The sequence below is a fragment of the Blautia sp. OF03-15BH genome, from assembly GCF_003463065.1.
Lineage (GTDB): Bacteria > Bacillota > Clostridia > Lachnospirales > Lachnospiraceae > Limivivens.
Map to the genome: position 1 here is coordinate 16,674 of NZ_QSCM01000021.1, position 22,528 is coordinate 39,201.

At 50.8% G+C, this 22,528-nt stretch carries 21 protein-coding genes; 2 read left to right on the forward strand and 19 right to left on the reverse strand.

Features of this window, described 5'->3' with window-relative positions:
• Positions 1 to 5: 5 nt before the first annotated feature.
• The 14 genes from ftsH to DXA57_RS15265 form a co-directional block, all read right to left on the reverse strand.
• Positions 6 to 1,823, reverse strand: a complete 1,818-nt coding sequence (gene ftsH, locus DXA57_RS15200; protein WP_199612745.1) for an ATP-dependent zinc metalloprotease FtsH — start codon at positions 1,821 to 1,823, stop codon at positions 6 to 8.
• Between the two features lie 28 nt (positions 1,824 to 1,851).
• A complete protein-coding gene (gene hpt / locus DXA57_RS15205) occupies positions 1,852 to 2,373 on the reverse strand; it encodes a hypoxanthine phosphoribosyltransferase (protein ID WP_117768112.1) in 522 nt (173 codons plus the stop codon).
• Positions 2,374 to 2,377: 4 nt separating this feature from the next.
• Positions 2,378 to 3,790 carry a tRNA lysidine(34) synthetase TilS gene (gene tilS / locus DXA57_RS15210; RefSeq protein ID WP_158571341.1) on the reverse strand — a complete coding sequence of 471 codons (1,413 nt, stop codon included), beginning with the start codon at positions 3,788 to 3,790 and terminating at the stop codon, positions 2,378 to 2,380.
• 64 nt (positions 3,791 to 3,854) lie between these two features.
• Positions 3,855 to 5,321, reverse strand: coding sequence for a SpoIIE family protein phosphatase (locus DXA57_RS15215; RefSeq protein WP_117768114.1), 1,467 nt, complete (start codon positions 5,319 to 5,321; stop codon positions 3,855 to 3,857).
• Between the two features lie 98 nt (positions 5,322 to 5,419).
• Complete coding sequence (locus tag DXA57_RS15220) at positions 5,420 to 5,725, reverse strand: FtsB family cell division protein (protein WP_117768115.1); 306 nt, start codon at positions 5,723 to 5,725, stop codon at positions 5,420 to 5,422.
• A gap of 43 nt (positions 5,726 to 5,768) precedes the next feature.
• Entirely contained in the window at positions 5,769 to 6,179 is a 411-nt protein-coding gene (gene yabQ, locus DXA57_RS15225) for a spore cortex biosynthesis protein YabQ (RefSeq protein WP_117768116.1), read from the reverse strand.
• Between the two features lies 1 nt (position 6,180).
• Positions 6,181 to 6,474 (reverse strand): sporulation protein YabP, encoded by a 294-nt coding sequence (gene yabP, locus DXA57_RS15230; protein WP_117768117.1) that lies wholly within the window; start codon positions 6,472 to 6,474, stop codon positions 6,181 to 6,183.
• 56 nt (positions 6,475 to 6,530) lie between these two features.
• Positions 6,531 to 6,770, reverse strand: a complete 240-nt coding sequence (locus DXA57_RS15235) for an RNA-binding S4 domain-containing protein (protein ID WP_117768118.1) — start codon at positions 6,768 to 6,770, stop codon at positions 6,531 to 6,533.
• A gap of 64 nt (positions 6,771 to 6,834) precedes the next feature.
• A complete protein-coding gene (locus DXA57_RS15240) occupies positions 6,835 to 7,113 on the reverse strand; it encodes an HU family DNA-binding protein (RefSeq protein WP_117768119.1) in 279 nt (92 codons plus the stop codon).
• Positions 7,114 to 7,267: 154 nt separating this feature from the next.
• On the reverse strand, positions 7,268 to 7,753 hold the full coding sequence (locus tag DXA57_RS15245) for a MazG family protein (RefSeq protein ID WP_117768120.1): 486 nt from the start codon (positions 7,751 to 7,753) through the stop codon (positions 7,268 to 7,270).
• A gap of 29 nt (positions 7,754 to 7,782) precedes the next feature.
• Entirely contained in the window at positions 7,783 to 9,516 is a 1,734-nt protein-coding gene (locus tag DXA57_RS15250) for a phospho-sugar mutase (protein ID WP_117768121.1), read from the reverse strand.
• Positions 9,517 to 9,627: 111 nt separating this feature from the next.
• Positions 9,628 to 10,608 carry a CotS family spore coat protein gene (locus tag DXA57_RS15255; RefSeq protein ID WP_117768122.1) on the reverse strand — a complete coding sequence of 327 codons (981 nt, stop codon included), beginning with the start codon at positions 10,606 to 10,608 and terminating at the stop codon, positions 9,628 to 9,630.
• A gap of 94 nt (positions 10,609 to 10,702) precedes the next feature.
• Positions 10,703 to 12,037 (reverse strand): CCA tRNA nucleotidyltransferase, encoded by a 1,335-nt coding sequence (locus DXA57_RS15260; RefSeq protein ID WP_117768123.1) that lies wholly within the window; start codon positions 12,035 to 12,037, stop codon positions 10,703 to 10,705.
• A 50-nt stretch (positions 12,038 to 12,087) separates the two neighbouring features.
• On the reverse strand, positions 12,088 to 12,912 hold the full coding sequence (locus tag DXA57_RS15265) for an undecaprenyl-diphosphate phosphatase (protein ID WP_117768124.1): 825 nt from the start codon (positions 12,910 to 12,912) through the stop codon (positions 12,088 to 12,090).
• A 248-nt stretch (positions 12,913 to 13,160) separates the two neighbouring features.
• Here DXA57_RS15265 and DXA57_RS15270 point away from each other — a divergent pair, with 248 nt between their 5' ends.
• Positions 13,161 to 13,361 carry a cold-shock protein gene (locus DXA57_RS15270; RefSeq protein ID WP_117768125.1) on the forward strand — a complete coding sequence of 67 codons (201 nt, stop codon included), beginning with the start codon at positions 13,161 to 13,163 and terminating at the stop codon, positions 13,359 to 13,361.
• A gap of 167 nt (positions 13,362 to 13,528) precedes the next feature.
• On the opposite strand, the gene DXA57_RS15275 is transcribed toward DXA57_RS15270, so the two are convergent.
• The 3 genes from DXA57_RS15275 to DXA57_RS15285 form a co-directional block, all read right to left on the reverse strand.
• A complete protein-coding gene (locus DXA57_RS15275) occupies positions 13,529 to 15,910 on the reverse strand; it encodes a ribonucleoside triphosphate reductase (protein ID WP_117768126.1) in 2,382 nt (793 codons plus the stop codon).
• A gap of 415 nt (positions 15,911 to 16,325) precedes the next feature.
• Entirely contained in the window at positions 16,326 to 17,567 is a 1,242-nt protein-coding gene (gene hflX / locus DXA57_RS15280; RefSeq protein ID WP_117768127.1) for a GTPase HflX, read from the reverse strand.
• Between the two features lie 4 nt (positions 17,568 to 17,571).
• The gene (locus tag DXA57_RS15285) at positions 17,572 to 18,612 is read right to left on the reverse strand and encodes a tetratricopeptide repeat protein (RefSeq protein WP_158571342.1); all 1,041 of its coding nucleotides are present in this window, start codon (positions 18,610 to 18,612) and stop codon (positions 17,572 to 17,574) included.
• A gap of 100 nt (positions 18,613 to 18,712) precedes the next feature.
• On the opposite strand from DXA57_RS15285, the gene DXA57_RS15290 reads away from it, so the two are divergent.
• Positions 18,713 to 19,975: a DNA polymerase Y family protein gene (locus tag DXA57_RS15290; protein WP_117768139.1), complete on the forward strand. Its 1,263-nt coding sequence runs from the start codon at positions 18,713 to 18,715 to the stop codon at positions 19,973 to 19,975.
• Between the two features lies 1 nt (position 19,976).
• On the opposite strand, the gene DXA57_RS15295 is transcribed toward DXA57_RS15290, so the two are convergent.
• On the reverse strand, positions 19,977 to 20,567 hold the full coding sequence (locus DXA57_RS15295; RefSeq protein ID WP_117768140.1) for a flavin reductase family protein: 591 nt from the start codon (positions 20,565 to 20,567) through the stop codon (positions 19,977 to 19,979).
• 76 nt (positions 20,568 to 20,643) lie between these two features.
• Positions 20,644 to 22,332, reverse strand: coding sequence for a putative manganese-dependent inorganic diphosphatase (locus DXA57_RS15300; protein ID WP_117768129.1), 1,689 nt, complete (start codon positions 22,330 to 22,332; stop codon positions 20,644 to 20,646).
• Positions 22,333 to 22,528 lie beyond the last annotated feature (196 nt).

A 22,528-nucleotide genomic window follows, 5' to 3' on the forward strand; every position in this document is an offset into this window, starting at 1 on the left:
TTTTTTTATGCTTTCTCTACAAAAAGGCTTTCAAACTCTTCTCTTCCGATTTTTTCCTTTTCCACAAGAAGTGCGGCACAGGAATGCAAAACATCCATGTGCTCTTCAATGATCTTCTTTGCGTGAGCATAGGATTCATCAATGATCCGTTTCACTTCCTCATCGATCAGGGAAGCAGTTTCCTCACCGTAGGAACGGGTATGGGCCAGATCCCGGCCGATAAATACTTCATCCTCGTCCCCTCCGTAGCAGATCATGCCGACCTTTTCCGACATACCATACTGCATAACCATGGCACGGGCCAGATTAGTGGCCTGCTTGATGTCCTGGGAAGCCCCCGTGGTTACATCGCCGAAGATCAGCTCCTCTGCGATCCGGCCGCCAAAAGAAACCTCGATGTTATGGAGCATCTTATTTCTGGTATTGAACATCTCATCCTTCTCCGGCAGAGGCATCGTATAGCCTGCAGCTCCCATTCCCGTAGGAATGATGGAGATGGTATGGACCGGTCCGACATCCGGAAGCACATGGAACAGGATCGCATGACCTGCCTCATGGTAGGCTGTGATCTTTTTCTCATGCTCGGAGATCACCCGGCTCTTCTTCTCTGCACCGATGCCGACTTTGACAAAGGAGCGGTTGATATCCGCCTGCTGGATAAAGCTTCTGCCAGCCTTGGCTGCATAAATAGCTGCTTCATTCATCAGATTCTCCAGATCAGCTCCGGTGAAGCCTGCCGTTGTCTGGGCCACCTGTTTCAGATCCACATCATCACCCAGGGGTTTGCCCTTGCAGTGAACCTTCAGGATCTCTTCACGGCCCTTTACATCCGGACGGCCCACACCGACCTTCCGGTCAAAACGGCCGGGACGGAGGATTGCCGGATCCAGGATATCCACACGGTTGGTCGCTGCCATGACGATGATGCCTTCGTTGTATCCGAAACCATCCATCTCGACAAGCATCTGGTTCAGCGTCTGCTCTCTCTCATCATGACCGCCGCCCATGCCGGTTCCACGGCGTCTGGCTACGGCATCGATCTCATCGATAAAAACGATGCAGGGCGCATTTTTCTTTGCCTCTGCAAAAAGGTCGCGGACACGGGAGGCACCCACACCGACAAACATTTCCACGAAATCAGAACCGGAAATACTGAAAAACGGAACGCCTGCTTCACCGGCTACTGCCTTGGCAAGAAGGGTCTTACCGGTTCCCGGAGGGCCGACCAGAAGAACGCCCTTGGGGATCCGGGCGCCTACCTGGAGGTATTTTTTCGGATCCTTCAGAAAATCTACGATCTCCTTCAGATCCTCCTTCTCTTCCTGAAGGCCTGCCACATCCTTAAAGGTCACTTTTCTGGCATCCGGACTGATCATGGTCGCCCGGCTCTTTCCGAAATTCATCATCTTGTTTCCGCCGCCGGATGACGCCTGACGGTTCATCATCATAAACATGACCATGACGACGACAACCATAAGCAGCATGGGGAGCAGATTATTCAGAAAAACATTTTCCTGCGGCACATCATGGATATAGCAGCTGACTCCCTGTTCATTCAGGTATTTCACCGCCTCATTCACATCCGGGACGTTGACCCGTGCCACACTACTGTCAGTCATATGCACATTCAGATAGCCTGTGGGAACCTGTGCATTCTGGTGAACCTCCACCTTTGCCACTTTTCCGCTCTCAACGGCAGTCTGCATATATTGATAGGTATAGGTCTCCGTCTGCAGAAAACCGCTGCGCAGAAAGAAATACGCCAGCAGCAGGACAACTGCCACGGATATATAAAGACCTACTCCTCTTGATTCTCTGTTCAAAGCGAATCTCCTTTCAGCTCTGTCATTTCTACTGTTCTACAACACCGATGTAGGGCAGATTCCGGTATTTCTGATCATAATCCAGACCATAACCTACCACAAATTCATCCGGGATATTGAAACCGGTATAATCCACCTTCACGTCAGTGACACGGCGCTCCGGTTTGTCAAGAAGCGTGCAAAGATGCAGGCTTCTGGGATTTCTCTTTCTCAGGATCTCCATCAGATAGCTTAAGGTTCTTCCGGAATCCACGATATCCTCCACGATCAGAACATCTTTGCCATCCAGAGGCTGATCCAGGTCTTTAACGATCTTTACCACACCGCTGGATTCGGTGCCTGCACCGTAGCTGCTGACAGACATGAAGTCCATGGTAACGGGAACCGTGATCCTCTTTGCCAGTTCACACATAAAGAATACGCCGCCCTTCAGCACGCATACCAGATGCACCTGCCGTCCGGCATAATCCTCACTGATCTTTCTGCCAAGCTCTGCGATCTTTTCATCTACTTCCTGCTCCGGCACCAAAACACGAATCTTGTCTTCCATTCTCTTAATCCTCCATCACTTGTACTTTTAAAACCCTGCTGGTTTTCTCTGTTACCTTGTAAGCCTCGCTGATCCGGTGTCCGACCACCCAGAGGATGTGGGAACCATCTGCCAGAAGGCATAACCGGTCTCTTTCTCCGGCCGGAATCTTCTCATCGATCAGATATTTTTTCAGAGTCTTCCTTCCGCCTGAAGCCGTGACGGTGAGAAAATCACCGCTTCTTCGGGGCCGTATTTGAACCGTACTCTTAATTGTATCATAATCAAACCATTTCGTATACCTGTTTTCCGGAATAATTTCGCTTTTATAAGGGAAAACCGATGCAGCAAACCGGTATTTCCCGTACCGGACGCTGCCCGGTATCTCCAGCTCCTCTGCTGTATCCGGCTTTTCTTCCTCTTTCCTTCCGGAAGCCTTTTTTCCTTTTTTAAAAACAAGAAAAACCCCTTCGGTATAAGCCCTGACCTCTCCCGGCAGATCCAGACTGCGGCCGGACTGCTTTCCGGCAAGCTCCGTGATCGCAGCCAGATGAATAGCGGAAACATTGTAAAGAGCATTCTCCGGCGCAAGTTCTCTCAGACAGTGACGGAGAACATACGCTTTCAGTGCCTCCGGTTCTTCTAAAAAACCTTTTCGCTCCAGAAGGAGCTCCATACTGCCATCCTCTGTCCGTCCCTTTCTTCGGCCGGCCAGCTTTTTCACGGCTTCTTCTGCCTGTGCCTCCAGGTAATCCTCTGCAAGAGCCAGCCGTTCCGCCGTTTCCGCCAGATGCTCACAGGTTCTCGGATTTAATTCTTCCCGTAAAAGCGGGAGGATATTCAGACGGATCCGGTTCCTTGCATAATCGGTTTCCAGATTGGAGGCATCTGTCCGGAAAGAAATGCCTTCTTCTTTCAGAAAACCCTCAATTTCTTCCCGGGTCAGACAGAGGAGCGGCCGGATGATCTTTCCCCGTACCGGACGGATCCCGGAAAGGCCGGAGAGACCGCTTCCCCTGACCAGATGAAAAAGAAGGGTCTCTGCCTGGTCATTCCGGTTGTGCGCCACAGCAATCTTCGTTCCTCCGTATTTCTCACAGATTTCCTCAAACGCCTCATAGCGGGCACGCCGGCCGGCCTCCTCTTCGGAACATTTCCATTTTCTGGCAAGCGACGGGACATCCCGATGAAAAACATGACAGGGAATCTTTCGTTCACGGCAGAAGTTTTCCACAAAGGCCGCATCCTCCAGGCTTTCTTTTCCACGGATCCCATGCTCCATGTGGACAACTTCAACGGAAATCCCCAAAGCTTCCCGATATCTGTCCAGCAAAAAAAGCAGGCATATGGAATCCGCTCCTCCCGATACGCCTGCTATGACCCTGTCTCCTTCCTTAAGCATCCCGTTTTTCCGGATATAGTCCAGTACCTTTTCCATCGCTCTTCCTCCATTGTATCTTTTGCTGTAACTGTTTGCGCTATCCGCCCTCTTCATTCCCGGCTCAGCGTCTCCAGAGGCCTCCAACCAGCACGGTCATATCATCCTCGGCCTTTCTGCACCGGAGCTTCAGGACTTCTTCCAGGATATCCGCTGCCATTTCGGAAGCATTTTCCGTCGTTTCCTGCAGAAGGATTTCCTGAAGCCTGTCCTCTCCATGATTTCCCGGAAAGGCATCCAGGATCCCGTCGGAAACCATGATGAGAAAATCTCCCGGACGAAGCTGTTTTTTCGTACATTCATAGTCTGCCTCCCCGATGATCCCCATAGGCATGCTGGTGGAGGAAACGGTTTCCACCCAGTCTCCTCTTTTGAGAAAGGTCGCAGCCGCCCCTACTTTAAGAAGCTCGCATTCCCCGGTATAAAGATTTACCGCAGCCAGATCCATCGTGGAAAAACAGTTTCCATCCTTCAGAAGCATGACCGAATGGAGCATTTTTATGGAACTTTCCCTGTCAAAGCCCGCGTTGAGAAACTGCTCCATAAGCTCCACGGCCCGGCTGCTCTCCTGACCGGCTTCCGGTCCGGACCCCATCCCGTCGGAAATATTCAGAATCATCTCTCCACTGTCTCTGTGATAGAGTGCAAAGCTGTCACCGGATACCACTTCCCCGTCCCGGGTCACACGGGCTGCCCCGCAGAGCATCAGATATTCCGGAGCCGGCATAAACATCACCGTGTTGTAATCCTGATTGATGACCATCCGGCTGTCTCTTGCCGGGATCATCCGCTCCCCGCAGGCGGAAGAAAGACAAGCAGCTGCCTCACGCATACCCACACAGCGTTTTTTTCCCAGAGCCCGCATGGTCACATAAAGCTCCCGGCAGCCATCGGAACGTTCTACCTTCCACATTTCCCGTACACCGATGCCATGAAGCTTCATCTGCACTTCAAGGCTCCGTCTTACCTGCGTATCCACCTCATCCACCTCATAGATCGACCCGGCAGCCCGCCGGATGATCCCGGCGATCTCCTGAAACTGGTCCATCATGAGTTTCCGGCTCGCCAGCAGACGGTTGGTCCAGCAAAGTTCCTGACGGGCCAGCTGGTATTTCAGGCGGATCTCACTTAAGAACCGGTCCGAACGTATACAAAAGGAAAGGCGTTCCGGTTCTTCCTCTCCTTTTTCCATGGAAAAAAGCCGCTCATAGGCTTCCCGGAGTGTATCCTCCCGATGCTCGCTCCAACACCACTCCATAGCTTCGCAGTCCCGGCAGACCTTATAAGAGCTTTCTCTCAGAATCTCTTCTCTGTCCTCCCGCTCCAGATCCTCCTTCCGCTTCGGAAACTTCTGAAAGGTCTCCGACAGCCCGTCAAAAGCTTCCGCGTATTGATTCAGTTTCTGTCTGCCCGGATCGCGCACCGCTTCATTTCCCGGACCCTCCCGGTGTTCCTGATAAAAAACCTTCAATAGATCCAGGAGCATCCAGAGAATACTCACCAAAAGAACCGTGATCAAAAGCTCCCCCATAACAAAGCTCCTCCATTCAGAAAAATGGCAGAACCGGGCAGACGTTTCGGCCTGTCCGGTTCTCTTTTGTGCTCTGCTCTGTCAGAGAGCTTTGTCTCTTAATTCGATGGTTTGAAGATGATCTCGTCCTTGTAGACCAGTCCAAGCTTGTCCTTGGCTATCCCTTCTACATACTCCGTTGTATTCTTGTACTCTTCCAGCTTCTTTATCTCGTCCGTACGTGCAGTCTCACTGTCGATCTTCTGCTGCAGCTCTTCCTTCTGAGCCGCGTATACATTGAGTTTTTCCTTCAGTCCGTGGCTCTGCACACTGAGACTGACGAGCAGGATCATAACAATAAAGCAGATGCTGCCCACGCCTCTGTTGCTTCCCCGTCTTTTTTTTCTTCTTCTATTCTGTTTCATCCGGACCCCTGTTTCTTTCTTTCGCCATAACTGTCTTTTACAGCTATCTTTTCACATCAACGTTTTTACATGTAATTCTCATTGTAACCCAATTCCATGCTTTTTTCAACGCTTTTCGGCAAAGAAAAAATGTTTTTTTCGACACTGCATCAAAGACAAACCTTTCGCTTTTCACCACCCAGAAACTGGCGGTCCGATGGTAAAGCCACATGCCAAAAACAAGAGCTGCCAGAGAAAAGCCCCGGAGAGAACCCTGATTCCCCCGAAAGGACACACCAAAGCAGAAAATCCCGGCTCCTGTCCAGAAAAAGAAATCCTCCAGAGACTGGAAAAAGCCGTTATGAGGGATCAGACGGCGAAGTACACGCAGCTGATCATAGGCGCATAAAAGAATCATTCCCGAAAGAAGCGAAAAAAAGAAAAACCAGATCTCGTGACGGATCACTCCGCTCATCCTACTGAAACATCTTCCGAAACAGAGAAGTACCCTTGTCTGCCTTTTTTCCCTGGCCTCCGGTGTAGGTCAGACTGTCGATCTTTCCGTCGATGTCCACCTCACCTTTTTCCAGAGTCAGCCGGCTGACATGAAGTTCCTCCCCTTTGATCATCAGAAGACCATCTTCCGTCCGGAGCACCACTTCTCCCACATCAAAAGAGAGCACATCCGATACCCCCGTGACAGTTCCGCTTCTGCGTCCCTCCATGGTTACCTTGTGTGCCCTCTTCATCTCAATCTGTTTTTCTTCCATAAAGCCCTCTCGGTATATGCTCTTGATAAAATATATGAGAGAGACGGGAGAAATATTCACAGGTACTGATACATTTCCTTTGCATCGTCTTTCCGGACGGTCTCCTGAACATTCAGCACTTCCACCTTTACCGCTTTGGTGCCAAAACCAATCTCCAGAATGTCCCCTGCCTTCACAGCAGCGGAAGCCTTGGCCGGTTTGCCGTTGATGGTGACTCTTCCGGCGTCGCAGGCCTCGTTTGCCACGGTACGGCGCTTGATCAGGCGGGATACTTTTAAAAATTTATCTAACCGCATGGTGCGTTCCTCCTTATGAAAAAATCGGAGGGCTTTTCAAGAAGTCCTCCGATCTGTTTCATTCTTATTTCTCGTTAATCATATCTTTCAGTGCTTTGCCGGCTTTGAATCTGGGAGCTTTGGAAGCCTCGATCTTCATCGGCTCTCCGCTCTGAGGATTTCTTCCCTCTCTTGCTGCTCTCTCAGATACCTCGAAAGTACCAAAACCTACCAGCTGGATCTTCTCACCCTTTTTCAGTTCTTCGGTCACAACGTCAGTGAAAGCCTTCAGTGCTTTCTCAGCGTCTTTTTTGGATAATTCGGTCTTGCTGGCAATAGCAGCAATTAATTCTGTTTTATTCATGGAAATATTCCTCCTCTGGATTTCTCTTCGTAACTGATCTGTTCTCTGCAGCTACTCTTCGTTGTAATCATGACCCTGCCTTTTCTCCCCGGCAAAGTTCTACGTTTACTTATAAACTGTTTTGGCCCTTTTGTCAAGAGTAATACGCCTGTTTTTACTGGTTTTCCGCATTCAGAAGACGGATCACTTCGCGGGCGGCAGCCGCCTCCGCTTCCTTCTTCTTTCTTTCATATTCTGCGGATCTTCCCTGCTTTTCCGCCTGCTTGATGGCTTCCCATCTGCCCGGGACTTCTTCCTTTTCCGGAGATGCTTCCGAAGAGAATACATGAGGATGGCGCCGGAGCATCTTCTCTCCTGCTTTCCGGATCACATCATCAAGGGAAAACAGGCCTTCTTCCTCTGCGATCTGACTCTGGAGCACCACCTGAAGGAGTACATCTCCCAGTTCTTCACAGAGGTTGTCCGGATCGCCGGTCTCAGAAAGAAGGTTCACCGCTGCTACGGCCTCCGTCATTTCATGGATCATACAGGGCTTTAAGCTTTCATGCGTCTGCGCCTTGTCCCAGGGACAGCCTTTTTCCGGGTCCCGGAGCGCCCTTATGATCCCACGGTAATCGTCAAAGGTAAGCTTCCTGTCCATAGTCTTCCCCTTTATCTCCTGTTTATGCCTTACAGCATCTGATGGATCATTTCCAGCACTTTTTCTCCCAGAGCTTTGGATTTTTCATCTGCATCCGCAAGAGAGGTTCCCTTCACTCCGTAATAGAATTTTACCTTGGGCTCCGTTCCGGAAGGTCTTACACAAAGCCATGCATCATCAGTAAGATCATAGTAGAGAACATTAGACTTCGGAAGTCCGGTCTCTGTGATCTCTCCGGTAGCCATGTTTCGTACCGTATCCAGCTTGTAATCCCTTGCAGAGGTCACCTGATAGCCGCCGATCTTGGCAGGCGGGTTCTTCCGGAGAGTCTCCAGAATGGACTGGATCTTCTCCAGACCTTCAATTCCTTTCAGCGTGATCGACTGGATGTCATCTTTATAATAACCATATTTCTCATACATATCGATCATGGCGTCCCAAAGAGTCTTGCCCTGTGTTTTATAATATGCGGCAGCTTCACAGAGTGCCATGGTAGCAACGATGGCATCCTTGTCTCTGGCGTGGGTACCGATGAGACAGCCGTAGCTTTCCTCGAAACCGAAGAGATAGGTACCTTTTCCGCTCTCTTCAAAGCCAAGGATCTGCTGTCCGATGTATTTGAAGCCGGTCAGGACTTCGATGAAACGAAGGCCATAAGCTCTGGCGATCGCACCTGCCATATTGGTGGTAACGATGGTGCTGACTACTGCACCGTCCTCCGGAAGCTTTCCTGCTGCTGCTTTTCTCTGGCTGAGCTCATACTCCTCCAGAAGACAGCCGGACATATTTCCGGTCAGAGTATGATAAATGCCGTCTTTGTCCTTTACACGCACACCCAGACGGTCTGCATCCGGATCGGTGGCAAGAACCAGATCTGCATCGATCTCTTTCGCCAGCTTCAGTCCCAGCGTAAAGGCCTCATCCGCTTCCGGATTCGGATAGCTCACAGTCGGGAAATTGCCGTCAGGAAGCTCCTGCTCTTTGACTACATGGACGTTGGTGAAGCCAAGCTCTTTTAACACTCTCCGTGCCGGGATATTTCCGGTTCCGTGAAGCGGTGAATAAACGATCTTCAGCTGATCCTTTTCCGCATCGATGGCATCCTGATGGATCACCTGGCTCTTCAGCGCCTCGATATACGGATCATCGATGTCTTTTCCGATCACCTGATAGAGTCCCTTCTCTTCCGCCTCTTTTTTCTCCATGGTATACACCTTTGCATAGTCTGTCACAGCCTTTACCTCAGCCATGATGCCGGTGTCATGAGGCGGTGTGATCTGTGCGCCGTCCTCCCAGTAAACCTTGTAGCCGTTGTACTCCGGCGGGTTGTGGCTGGCGGTGATGTTGATGCCGGCGATACAATGCAGTGTGCGGACTGCAAAGGACAGCTCCGGTGTCGGACGCAGAGATTCAAACACATAAGCCTTGATGCCGTTGGCTGCCAGACAGAGGGCGGCCACATCTGCAAATTCCGGTGACATACGACGGGAATCATACGCAATGGCCACACCTCTTGCCTGTGCATTCACACTGGCAATATAGTTGGCCAGTCCCTGGGTTGCTTTTCTTACAGTATATACGTTCATACGGTTGGTTCCTGCACCGATAATGCCGCGAAGTCCTGCGGTGCCAAACTCCAGCTCTGCATAGAAACGTTCCTTGATCTCTTTGTCATCCCCGGCGATACCGCGAAGCTCCGCCTTGGTCTCTTCGTCAAAGTAAGGGCTTTCCAGCCACTCCTGGTATACTTCTTTGTAGTCCATATCGTACCTCCCGATTTTTCACTTTTCAGGGTCCGTCCCCTTAAAGCATCCGGTCATCCTGCACGGCCCTGAGTGCTTTTATCATACCATAATTCGCCCTGAAAAGAAACCTTATTCCAATATTTTAAGAAAAGATACCCGCTGATCCTGCTGCCGGATCAGGCTTTTCAGTTTTTCGACATTTTTCTCCGGGATCCAGCTCTTTCTGCTGCCATAATAATGGTCTGCCAGCTTCCAGAATTTCTCCGGATAAGAAAGCCGCACACGAAAATCCTCCCGTTCCTCCTCCGAAAGAGGACGCACCCGGCCATATTCCCGGAGCATGGCATTTCCATATACCTTATCCCAGTTCTGTTTTTCCAGAATCTTCCGGAAAAACCGGGCCAGATCCCCGGTCCGGACACCGAAATGGCAGTGACCGAAGTCTGTAAGTGCCGTCCCCTCCCTCGACAGGAGTACATGATGCTGGTTGTAATCCCCATGGCAAAGGATCCCTTCCGTGAGGCTTCTTTCAAAAAGTGCCCGGATTTTCCCGGAACCGGCTTCTTCCAGAGCCTTTTCCGCTTCCTCATAAAAGCGCTCGAAATGATTCAGAAATTCCTGTTCAAACTCTGTCTTTCTCCTGCGGGAACGTATGAATTTCCGCACCCGCCGAAGCTCTGCATTTTTCCTCCGAAGTTCTGTCTCCAGCGATTCTTCCCGGAACTTTTCCGTCTCTTTTTCCGGAGTTGTCTGGAAATTCCGGTGAAGAAAAGCCAGTGCCCGTACCGCTTCTTCCACTTCAGAAAGCTCTCTCACATCACATTCCCGGCCTTCATGCCATTCCCGCAAAAGATAAGTGGTCTCCTCCCTGTCCTTTACCAGAAACCCGCCTTCCTTATTCCGTACCGGAAAATCCAGACGCTCCAGCCCCTTTTCCCGAAGCTCCCTCATGACCCGGTCCTGAAATTCCAGCCTTCCCTCTGTTCCGGCATACTCCGTCAGAAGCTTCAGCCCCTGATCCGTATCTACCAGAAAGGAGCCCCTTCCTCTTCTGGCACTTCTTACATCCAGTTCATACTGCTCCAGTACGATAAGTCCTTTTTCATTCATCGGATCCCTCCCACTGATCTGCTCCCTCTATTCCTATGTGGACCGGCCTGGAATTATGCGGCGGAATCTTCTCTCCATAGAAAAAGCCGGAGCATCAGCTCCGGCGGAGAGTTCTGGAATATTCCAGAAGATATTCTTTTGTATTGTGGGCAGGATCCCGTAAGACCTCACCAAGAAGTTCACTTAAGACCTCACCGAGCTGTTTTCCCGGCTCCATACCGTCGTCGATGAGATCACGGCCGCTAACCGCCAGATCCTTCAGAGAAAAACACTGTTTTTCTTCGAAGATCTTTTCTGCCAGAAGTTCTACTTCCTTCAGCCGCTCCTCTTTTTCCGCACGCTGATAATCGCTCTGAGCCGCAATATCTGCCCGCTGCACCTTCAGGATCAGCGGAAAGAGCTCTTTTCCGGTCTTGTTCAGAAATCTTCTTACCGCACGTTCACTGATCTCCGGACGGTAATCGTGATAGGCAATGAGTTTTTCCACCGTATATAGCGTATCGTTGTCAAATTTCAGCCGTTTCAGGATATCATGAGCCATCTGGGCACTGACATCCGCATGACCGAAGAAATGATCCACGCCGTCCTCTCCCGTCGATCTTACCACCGGTTTCCCGATGTCATGGAGAAGCATGGCCAGGCGAAGCACCTTGTCCGGCTCGATCATCCGCATGGACTCGATCAGATGAGCCCCTACCGTATGGCAGTGATGCGGATTCTTCTGCTCTGTCTCCATAGCTGCATCCAGCTCCGGAAGGATCACCCGGGTGATACCGGTCTCATAAGCCGTATAAAGTTCCTCCGGATGAGGGGAAACGGCCAGCTTGACCAGCTCTGCCTGGATCCGCTCCGCACTGATGTGCTCCAGATTCCCTGCCAGGATGCCGATGGCCTCCCGTGTCCGTTCCTCGATGGAAAAGCCCAGCTGCGCCGCAAAACGCACGGCCCGGAGAATCCGCAAAGCATCCTCGGTAAAACGCTCCAGCGGATCTCCCACACAGCGGATCACTTTTTCCTCCATATCCTTCTGGCCGCCGAACAGGTCCACCAGCCCCTCCTTCTCATTGTAGGCCAGGGCATTGATCGTGAAATCCCTCCGCTTCAGATCTTCCGAAAGAAGGGCGGTAAAAGTCACCTCTTTGGGGTGACGGCTGTCCTCGTACTCTCCGTCCAGCCGGTAAGTCGTGACCTCATAGCCCTCCTTGTCCAGAAGGATCGTCACGGTACCATGCTGGATCCCTGTATCGATGGTCTTTTTAAACAGCGCTTTCACCTGCTCCGGAAGAGCTGAGGTGGTAATGTCCCAGTCGTTGGGCGTCCGCCCGAGGAGACTGTCACGGATACAGCCTCCCACTGCATAGGCTTCAAATCCGTTCTCCTCCAGGACATGGATGATCTTATTGACATTTTTCGGAAGTATGATCTGCATATAACATCTCCTTTTTATTCATCTTTATGCATAAAAATCCGCCGCTGAGCTTACAAAATGCTGAAGAAAAGGAACACCAGCACGCCCAGAACGATCCGGTACCAGCCGAAGACCTTGAAATCGTTCCGGCGGATGTAATTCATCAAGAATTTGATCACAAGGATGGATACCACGAAGGCGACCACCATACCCACAAGAAGGATCACTGCTTCCGAAGCGCTGAAGGCCAGACCGAATTTTACCAGCTTTAAAAGACTTGCTCCTGCCATAACGGGAACCGCCAGGAAAAATGTGAATTCAGCCGCTGTCGTACGGGACATGCCAAGCAGGATCCCGCCGAGGATCGTTGCGCCGGAACGGGAGGTTCCGGGAAATACAGCCGCGATCAGCTGAAAAAGGCCAACACCGACAGCCGCCTTCCAGCTGATCTCCGCAATGGAATTCATGACCGGTTTCCGTTTCTTATTGTAGTTTTCGATGACGATGAAAAGTACACCGAAAATGATCAGCATGGCTGCTACGGTCTGGTAATTGTAAAAAAGCTCGTCGATCTTGTCATCGAAGAGGATACCGACAACGGCTGCCGGAATACAGGCTGCCAGGATCTTGAACCACATCAGGAAGGTGTCCTTTTTGATAAAGTATTTTTCCTTTGCGGAAAATGGCCAGAGCTTCTTAAAATACAGGACCACCACCGCCAGAATAGCGCCCAGCTGGATCACAACCAGGAACATTTCACGGAAGTCGTTGGAAACATTCAGCTTTACCAGTTCATCCAGAAGGATCATATGACCTGTACTGCTGATGGGAAGCCACTCGGTAATGCCCTCCACGATACCGAAGAGGATCGCTTTCAGAATTTCAATAAAATCCATATTTATACTCCTTTTCTTTGTGTTTTTGCTATTCCTATGATACCCCTCCTTCCTGTATGATACAAGAAAAATTTCCTTGACTTTTGATTTTCCAACGCTTATACTGGAAAAGTATCAAGGATTTCTTGGATGTAAGATAATTCACTAGTCATTAGAGATTATATCGCACTCATGTAATCTGTAATGGCTGGTGGATTTTTTTATCCGAAAATCTACATCTTAATTCATTATTTTATGGAGGTACCACAATGAACAAAGGTACAGTTAAATGGTTCAATGCAGAAAAAGGCTACGGCTTCATCACCGGCGAGGACGGAAACGATGTATTCGTTCACTTCTCCGCTATCCAGGGTGAGGGCTTCAAATCTCTCGATGAGGGTCAGGCAGTAAGCTATGACTTAACTGAGGGTGCTCGTGGAATGCAGGCTGCTAACGTAGTTAAACTTTGATCGTTTACTCATAAGCGCAGAAAATAGAGAAAAGAACCAATGAAAGACCATTCTTTCCATAAAGAGTGGTCTTTTTGATTGTCCGAAATGGCAAAAAAGAGGGAGGACCGACCGGTGCAGCAAAGCTCTGCAGCCGGTGGTCCTCCCTTTTACTGTTATGATCTGCCTCAGGATAGGACAGCTTCTTTCACAGTGTCCACATATTTCCTGATATTGGAGGCATTCACGTATTTCTTTGCCCGTGTGCCGTCAACGACTACAAGGGTCGGCGCCTGCATGATACCGTACTTTTTCACCAACTCCGGATTTTCCTCGGCATCGATGATCTGTACGGCCTCACCCTTCAGCATTTCCTTTGCCAGGCGGCAGTTGGGGCAGGTCTTGGTGGTGAACAGATATTTCACACCCTCCATGGGCTTGATCTCCACATCATCCCGGGAAACCGTAACGATGCTGCTGTGTACCTTCTTCAGACAGGAATGGTCCACATCGTAAAGCTTCCGGTTCTTGTACTCCTGCGTTTTTCCGTCGTTCCAGTTCTGTACCGGACGGTAATATCCGGTGATCCGGCTGTAGACTTCCGCCTTCTTGCCGCATTTCGGACAGGTGAAATGCTCACCGGCAATATAGCCGTGCTCCTTACAGACAGAATAGGTCGGAGACAGCGTGTAATACGGAAGACGATAGTTCTCTGCGATCTTCCGCACCAGGTTGGCTGCGGACTTCCAGTCCGGAAGCTTCTCGCCCAGGAAAGCGTGGAAGACAGTTCCGGAGGTATAAAGGGTCTGCAGCTCATCCTGGATATCCAGCGCATCAAAGATATCTGCGGTGTAATCCACGGGCAGATGGGAACTGTTGGTATAATAAGGCGTATCGCCTTCTTTGCCGGCTGTTTTGATATCCGGCCAGCGCTCCCGGTCATGCTTTGCCAGACGATAGGTGGTGGACTCTGCCGGAGTGGCCTCCAGGTTGTAAAGGTCGCCGTACTGCTCCTGATATCCCACGAGACGCTCTCTCATATGGTTCAGCACCTCTTTGGTAAATTCCTGTGTCTTTGGATGGCTCAGATCCTCACCAAGCCAGACGGCATTCAGACCCACCTCATTCATGCCGATGAGGCCGATGGTGGAAAAGTGGTTGCTAAAGCTTCCCAGATACCGTTTGGTGTAAGGATACAGTCCCTCCTCCAGAAGCCGGGAGATCACATCTCTCTTGATCTTCAGGGAACGGGCTGCAATGTCCATCATGTGATCCAGACGGCGGTAGAAATCCGCTTTGTTCCTGGACAGATAAGCGATACGCGGCATATTGATGGTGACAACGCCTACGCTTCCGGTGCTCTCTCCGGAACCGAAGAAACCGCCGGTCTTTTTCCGGAGTTCCCTAAGATCCAGTCTCAGACGGCAGCACATGCTCCGCACATCGCTGGGCTCCATATCGCTGTTGATATAGTTTGAAAAATACGGGGTTCCGTATTTGGAGGTCATTTCAAAGAGCAGGCGGTTGTTCTCTGTGTCGGACCAGTCAAAATCTCTGGTAATGGAATAGGTCGGGATCGGGTACTGAAAACCGCGTCCGTTGGCATCTCCCTCGATCATGGTCTCGATGAAGGCCTTGTTCACCATATCCATCTCTTTTTTACAGTCCTTATAACAGAAATCCATATCCTTTCCGCCGACAATGGCCGGAAGCTCCGCCAGGTCATTGGGAACCGTCCAGTCCAGTGTGATATTGGAGAAGGGAGCCTGTGTTCCCCAGCGGCTCGGCGTATTCACACCGTAAACAAAGGATTCGATGCATTTTTTTACTTCCGGATAAGAAAGGTGGTCCACCTTTACAAAAGGAGCCAGATAAGTATCAAAAGAAGAAAACGCCTGCGCTCCTGCCCATTCATTCTGCATGATCCCAAGGAAATTCACCATCTGGTTACAGAGGACCGAAAGGTGCTTCGCCGGTGCGGAGGTGATCTTCCCTTCAATGCCGCCAAGTCCTTCCCGGATCAGCTGCTTCAAGGACCAGCCGGCACAGTAACCGGTGAGCATCGACAGATCATGGATATGAATGTCTGCGTTTCTGTGGGCATCACTGATCTCCTGGTCGTAGATCTCAGACAGCCAGTAATTGGCTGTCACAGCACCGGAGTTGCTTAAGATCAGACCACCGACGGAGTAAGTCACGGTGGAATTCTCCTTTACCCGCCAGTCCTCTACCTTCACATAGCTGTTGACGATATCCTTATAATCCAGGATCGTGGATTTCATATTCCGGATCTTCTCTCTCTGTTTGCGGTAAAGGATGTAGGCCTTGGCCACATCGGAATAACCGCTCTGCTCCAGTACGGTCTCCACGCTGTCCTGCACACTCTCGACATCGATGAGACTGTCTTTGATCTTACTCTGAAAATCTGCAGTGACACGTAATCCTAAAAGCTCGATAATATCTGTATTAAACTGTTTATCTGTCGCCTTGAATGCTTTTTCGATGGCATTTGTGATCTTTCCGATATCGAAAGCGGCCACTTCACCATCCCGTTTCACTACTTTGAACATAAACCTTCTGCTCCTTCCATCTATACACGGTGCACCATCCTGCTTTTCCGCTCTCCAGGCTGACGCACCTTCTCCATAATCGTATCTGTCTCTCTCGTCCGTACGGCCCGGCCATGTGTTTTTCCCCCAGCCATTCGGGCCCGTAAAACGAAGACTGGATTTATTGTATCAAAGATACCTGGATGAGTCAACCGCAAAAGCCACCATATCTTGGACGCATTTTGCGTACATGCCACTATATATAGTATATTTTGAAAATGTCCGGAAAATGCCGGAAAGCCCGTTGGAAGTGGCTTTTCCGCGAAAAAACGGAGACCATACGGCCCCCGTGAACTTCACTAGAACTTGTGTCTTTAGTAAAAATGACGAATTTCTGACGGTGTGCGAAAGCCCTTGAAGGCTTTGCAGCACCTTTTCAGATCTTCTCGTAGATCTTTCTGGGTACGTAAGCTTTGACTTCGATCCCCTCAGCCGTATACTCTTCGGACACCAGCTCCCCCTCTTTGCGGATCAGCTGGATGATGCCGGCCTGGTCAAAGGGATAAAGCCGCTCCACGTAGATCTTATCCCGCCGGAGCACTTCCTCCAGAGCTGCCGTCAGTTCCGAAAGCCCCTCTCCCGTCTTTGCAGAGATCTTCAGTGTCTGATCGGCTTTCAGATCCCGAAGATCGGTGCGGATACCCTCCCGGTCTGTCTTGTTGAACAACGTCAGGATCGGCTTGTCGCCTACCTCCAGCCTTCGTAAGGTATCGTAGACCACATACATCTGTGTCTCCATCTGCTCATTGGAAGCATCCACCACATGAAGGATCACATCCGCATATTTTGCCTCTTCGAGGGTACTCTTAAAAGCCTCCACCAGATGATGAGGAAGCTTGCGGATAAAGCCTACCGTGTCTGTGATGAGGATCCTGGTGCCGTTTTCCAGCGTCATGGTACGGGTGGTCGGATCCAGCGTGGCAAAAAGCTTGTTTTCTTCCAGCACGCCGGCTCCTGTCAGCCGGTTCAGAAGCGTGGATTTTCCCGCATTGGTATACCCTACAATGGCTGCCACAGGCATACGGTTCCGGCTTCTCTGGGCTCTTGTGATCTCGCGGTGGCGTTTCACTTCCTCCAGTTCCCGGTTCAGCTGGGCAATCCGGCTCTTGATGAGCCGACGGTCCATTTCCAGCTTTTTCTCTCCCGGTCCTCTGGTTCCGATACCGCCTCCCAGACGGGACAGAGAATTTCGAAGACCGACCAGTCTTGCCTGGCGGTATTTGAGCTGGGCAAGCTCTACCTGGATCTTTCCCTCACTGGTTCGCGCATGTGCCGCAAAAATATCCAGAATGATCAGCGTCCGGTCCATAACCTTCAGATCCAGCTCCTGCTCCAGATTGTTCAGCTGGGCGGGACTGAGCTCATCGTCGCAGATCACACCGGTGGCATTAAGCCCGAAAGCCATCGCCCGGACTTCCTCGATTTTTCCTTTTCCGATGTAGGTGCCCGGGTGGACCGCTTCTCTTTTCTGGATCACAGTTCCCACCGTCTCAGCTCCTGCCGTATCTGCCAGTTCTTTTAATTCCTTCAGGGATTCCTCTGTATCATCTCCGTCACTGACGCTGACACCGATGAGGATCACCCGTTCTTTCAATTCTTCGATCGTGTTCATTTCCATAGCATTACCTCGTCTGAAGGAAAGTATATTCTCTGGTGCCGCGCTCATCCGAAGGATATTTTTCCACATATTCCTGTGCCTTCGCCCGGGCATTTTCAAAATCTCCCTGATACTCATATGCCACGATGGTATTATACATGAGCTCCTGACGTCCCTCTTCTCCTGACAGAGCCAGACCTTTTTCCGCGTTTTCAAGAGCAGAAGCATAGGCTCCGTCCTTGATATCACAGAGTACCAGACCATTATAGGCGGTCAGACTCTCGCCATCGCTGCTCATAAGCTCCTGCCAGGTCTTCCTGGCATGGGTGGTGTCACCTTCCTCCAGATAAATGCGGGCCATAAGCTCCATGGCTTCGGCATTTTTCTTTTCTGTCAGGGGATCCAGAAGCTTTTTGGCACTGTCATAATTCTCCAGATACACATAGATCCGGGCCTTCTGGCAGCTTCCTTCCTCGCTGGGATCTTCAATATTCAGAGCATTTTCCAGATAAGGTGCTCCGTCTGCGGAACGTTTCTGCTCCTGGTAGCAGCTGTAGATATCCAGTACCAGATCGTAATCCTTCGGAGACAGAGAAACCGCCAGATCAAAGTCGGTTTTTGCCTGATCATAGTCTCCCTTTGCCATATAGCAGGCACCGCGGAGATAGCAGGCATCTCCTTCCTGACGGAGCTTCAGCAGGTCATCGCAGACAGCAATGGTACCGTCATAATCGCCGTTTTTATAAAGAGCCGTTGCTTTGTAGTAAAGGATGTCTCTCCGGGTGTTCGGCATCTTTTCATCCGTGGCTTTCAGAGCCTCGTCAAAGGCCGCTGCTGCCTGTTCGTACTGTCCCAGCCCCATAAGCGCCAGACCCTCGCCCCGATAAGCGGCTGCTTCGTTTTCTCCCAGCGCCACCGCTGTTTTAAAATCCTCCAGGGCTGCCTGGTATTCTTTATGTTCCATGGCTGTCATTCCTTCATCAATGCTGTCGGTGCCATTATCTGCACTGCACCCGCTCAAAAGCACTGCTGCCAGAGGAATCCAGATCCATTTGTTTTTTTTCATATAAAATCTCCGTTGATCGCAAGTATTCAAAAGGTTACGATCGAAGTATAGCAGAAAAATCCATGCTTGTACAGACTTGTATCTTTTGCGGGGTACGGGTATGATAGGATTATCACAAGAGGATGAGACAGAAAGGATTTTGAAGGGAGGAACGCCTGTGGCTTCGAGGATCATTTTTCATATTGATGTAAATTCTGCTTATCTCAGCTGGACGTCTGTAGAGAATCTTCGGACCGGCGCAGGTCCGGATCTGCGTGAAGTACCGGCCATCATCGGCGGAGATCAGAAAAGCCGGCACGGGATCGTCCTTGCCAAGTCCATTTCTGCGAAAAAAATGGGGATCTATACCAGTGAACCGGTCGCTTCCGCTTTGAAAAAATGCCCGGAGCTTCTGATCTTTCCACCGGATCATGAGCTGTACCGGCAGTACAGCCACCGGTTTATCGATTATCTGAAGACACTGACTCCGGATATCGAGCAGGTCAGTGTGGATGAGTGTTATCTGGATTTCACCGGCATCGCCCACTGCTATCAAAGCCCTCTGGCAGCCGCAGAAGAGATCAAGGACACCATTTACCGGCGTTTTGGCTTTACCGTCAATGTCGGCATCTCCTGCAACAAACTGCTGGCCAAAATGGCTTCCGATTTTGAAAAGCCAAACCGGATCCACACGCTTTTTCCGGATGAGATCCTGCGAAAAATGTGGCCGCTGCCCGTGAGTGAGCTGCACATGGCCGGACGTTCCTCCGTCCGTGTCTTACATAAGCTGGGCATCCACACCATCGGAGAACTGGCCCACACGGATGCAGACCTTCTCACCGCCCATCTGAAAAGCCATGGCCGCCTTCTCTGGGAATATGCCAACGGGATCGATGACCGTCCGGTGGAATCCCTGCCCGCACGGGCAAAAGGGATCGGAAATTCCACCACACTCTCGAAGGATGCCCTGACAGAAAAAGAAGCGGCTCCTGTCCTGCGCCGCCTTTCCGAGAGCGTGGCCAAGAGACTCCGGGCAGCCGGACAGCTGGCCGGAAGCATCTCTGTGGAGATCAAATACAGTGATTTCTCCTCTTCCTCCCATCAGATGCCTCTGGAACCGCCCTCCAACGCCGCTGCGACCCTTTATGCGGCTTCTCTGCGCCTGTTCCGGCGGCTCTGGAATGGAGATCCCATCCGCCTTCTTGGTGTACGCACCACAAGGCTTACCGATGAGGATGCCCCCATCCAGCTTTCCATCTTCGATATTGACTGGGAGAAAAACGAAAAACAACAGAAGCTGGATGCCGCACTCGACAAGATCCGCCAGAAATACGGGGAACAGGCCATCCGCCGCGGAAGTGAGGTAACTGCCAAAAAGCCTTAGCTTATCTGCACCGTTTTGCCTTTTTCTTCGCCGGTTTCCTTACGGAATAACCGAAGGTTCCGAGGGATTTTCCCAGGCTGAAATATTCTCCGTGGGAATAGGCCACCAGTCCCGTCCGGTTCAGGCGGAAACGGCCGTTCCCTTCCATATAGTCCTCAGATACATGGACAGCCACTACCTCTGCCAGAAAAAGATCATGGGAACCCAGGGCTTTTATCTCCTTCACACGGCATTCCAGGTTTACGGGGCTTTCTTCCACCATGGGACAGCCGGTCACCGGACCCGAGACAGCCGTCAGGCCGGTCTCCTTGAATTTATCCACATCCCTTCCGGAACGGACACCGCAGTAATCGGTGGCTTTCAGAAGTTTTTCTGTCGTCAGGTTGATGACAAAGGTTTTTGTCTCCTTTAAGATCGCATGGGAATACCGCTCCGGACGCACGGAAATATAGACCATAGGCGGGTTGGTGCAGACCGTTCCAGTCCAGGCAACGGTGATCATGTTCGGTTTTTCTCCTTCCCGGCCCAGGCTCACCAGCACTGCCGGAAGGGGATAAAGCATATTTCCCGGTTTCCACTGCTGTTTCTTCACGGAAACCTTCTGTTTTTCCATCGTCTTTTTTTCCATTTTTTCGTTCTCCTTTTTCCTCTGGATCGTATCCCGCACCTTACTGCTGCAGGGCATTCATAAAGGCCGGGATCAGCTGTTTTTTCCGGGATACCACGCCCGGCAGGGTGATGGAATGTTCCACCGGTGTCTGATGAAAGGCCTCTTCCACAAGACGCACATTCTCGCCTCCGTAGCAGAGAAGCTCTGTGGACTGATGGATGATATCCGTCAGCATGAAAAAGATCATGGTCTCTCCGTGTGCTCCCAGAGCCTTTTCCATATAGGGAAGCAGGCGCTTTTTCATCTCTTTGAGCTCCTCCGGGTTCATGGAGTTGATCTGTCCTACGCCAAAGTTTGCTTTGTTGAGCTCGAATTTCTTGAAATCCTGATAGAAGATCTCCTCTGTCGAACGCCCCTTCAGATCACTGCCTGCCGCAAACATTTCCGTTGCAAACTCTTCGCACTGGATACCGGCGATCTCCGCCAGCCGTTCTGCTGCCGCCCGGTCCAGGGCCGTGCAGGTGGGAGAACGGAACATCAGCGTATCAGAGATAATGGCCGCACAGAGAAGACCTGCGATATTTTTCGGGATCTCCAGTTTCCGTTCCTGATAGATCTGATAAAGGATCGTGGCAGTACAGCCCACCGGCTGGTTCCGGAAAAAGACCGGAGCCATGGTCTCTAGAGAGCCCAGGCGGTGATGATCGATGATCTCCAGAATGTCGGCACTCTCGATGTTATCCACAGCCTGTGACTTTTCGTTGTGATCCACCAGAATCAGCTGACGCCTCTTGATCCCCAGCAGATTCCGGCGGGAAACCATTCCCACATAATGTTCGTTTTTATCCAGGATCGGGAAGTCCCGGTGTCTCTTTTTCGCCATGACATCCTTGATGGAGTCTGTATAATCATCCAGACGAAAAGTAATAAGATTACTGGATTTCATAAAGAATTTTACCGGCATACTCTGGTTGATGAGACGTGCCACCGTATACGTATCATGAGGGGTACTGATAACGGCGCAGACCCGCTCGGCCGCCAGACGCTGGATCGTCTTGGAGACCGGAGCCCCCTCGCAGACGATGATGCAGCCTGCTTTCATCTCGATCGCACACAGCTGCGATTCATAACGGTTTCCGAGGATGACCAGATCATCTTCTTCAATATAATTCTCCATCAGATCCGGATTGGCCGCCGCAATGACAACCTTTCCTTTGACAAAATACGCATGTTCATTTCCCACCACCATAGTTCCGTCCAGCGTCTCCAGAATATTTTTGTACTGGGTGCGGGCCGTGGAAAGAATGGCATTATCATAAACGTCCATGTAAGACTTCGCAATATCGCTGATGGTGATCAGACCCTCCAGCATATTTCCTTCCTGAACGATGGGCAGGGTGTTCACATTCTGGGTCCGCATGAGATTCCAGGCCTTTTTCAGGGAAATGTGATCACTGACCCCCGGGATCCGGCGGATCTCCATGTCTTTTACCCGGGGAGCCACATTCGGCACATATCCCGGCGGATCCACCTGAAAACGATCCAGCACATACTGGGTCTCCTGGCTGATCTGACCGGCCCGTTTTGCCTCAAAGATCCCATCCTCCGTCCGACGCTTGATATCTGCATAAGCGATGGCCGAGCAGATCGAATCCGTATCCGGATTTTTATGTCCGATGACATAAACCTTTCTGGGGGCAATCACCGGAGTCGGCGCATTTGTCTGCAGTTTTCTATTTTCACTCATATGATATCCTCCACAATTATTCAACACATAAATACATGTCCTTCTTATTTTACACGATTCTTTACTTTCTGCATCAAAAATGTTAAACTTTTTTATATAACAGTTCGGGACAGCAGAAAAATGAAAAGCCAGACGGTGCAAATCTGGCTGCAGGCGGATGGCTTTTCGTTTTAAAATACGTGGAATGCCCTGAATG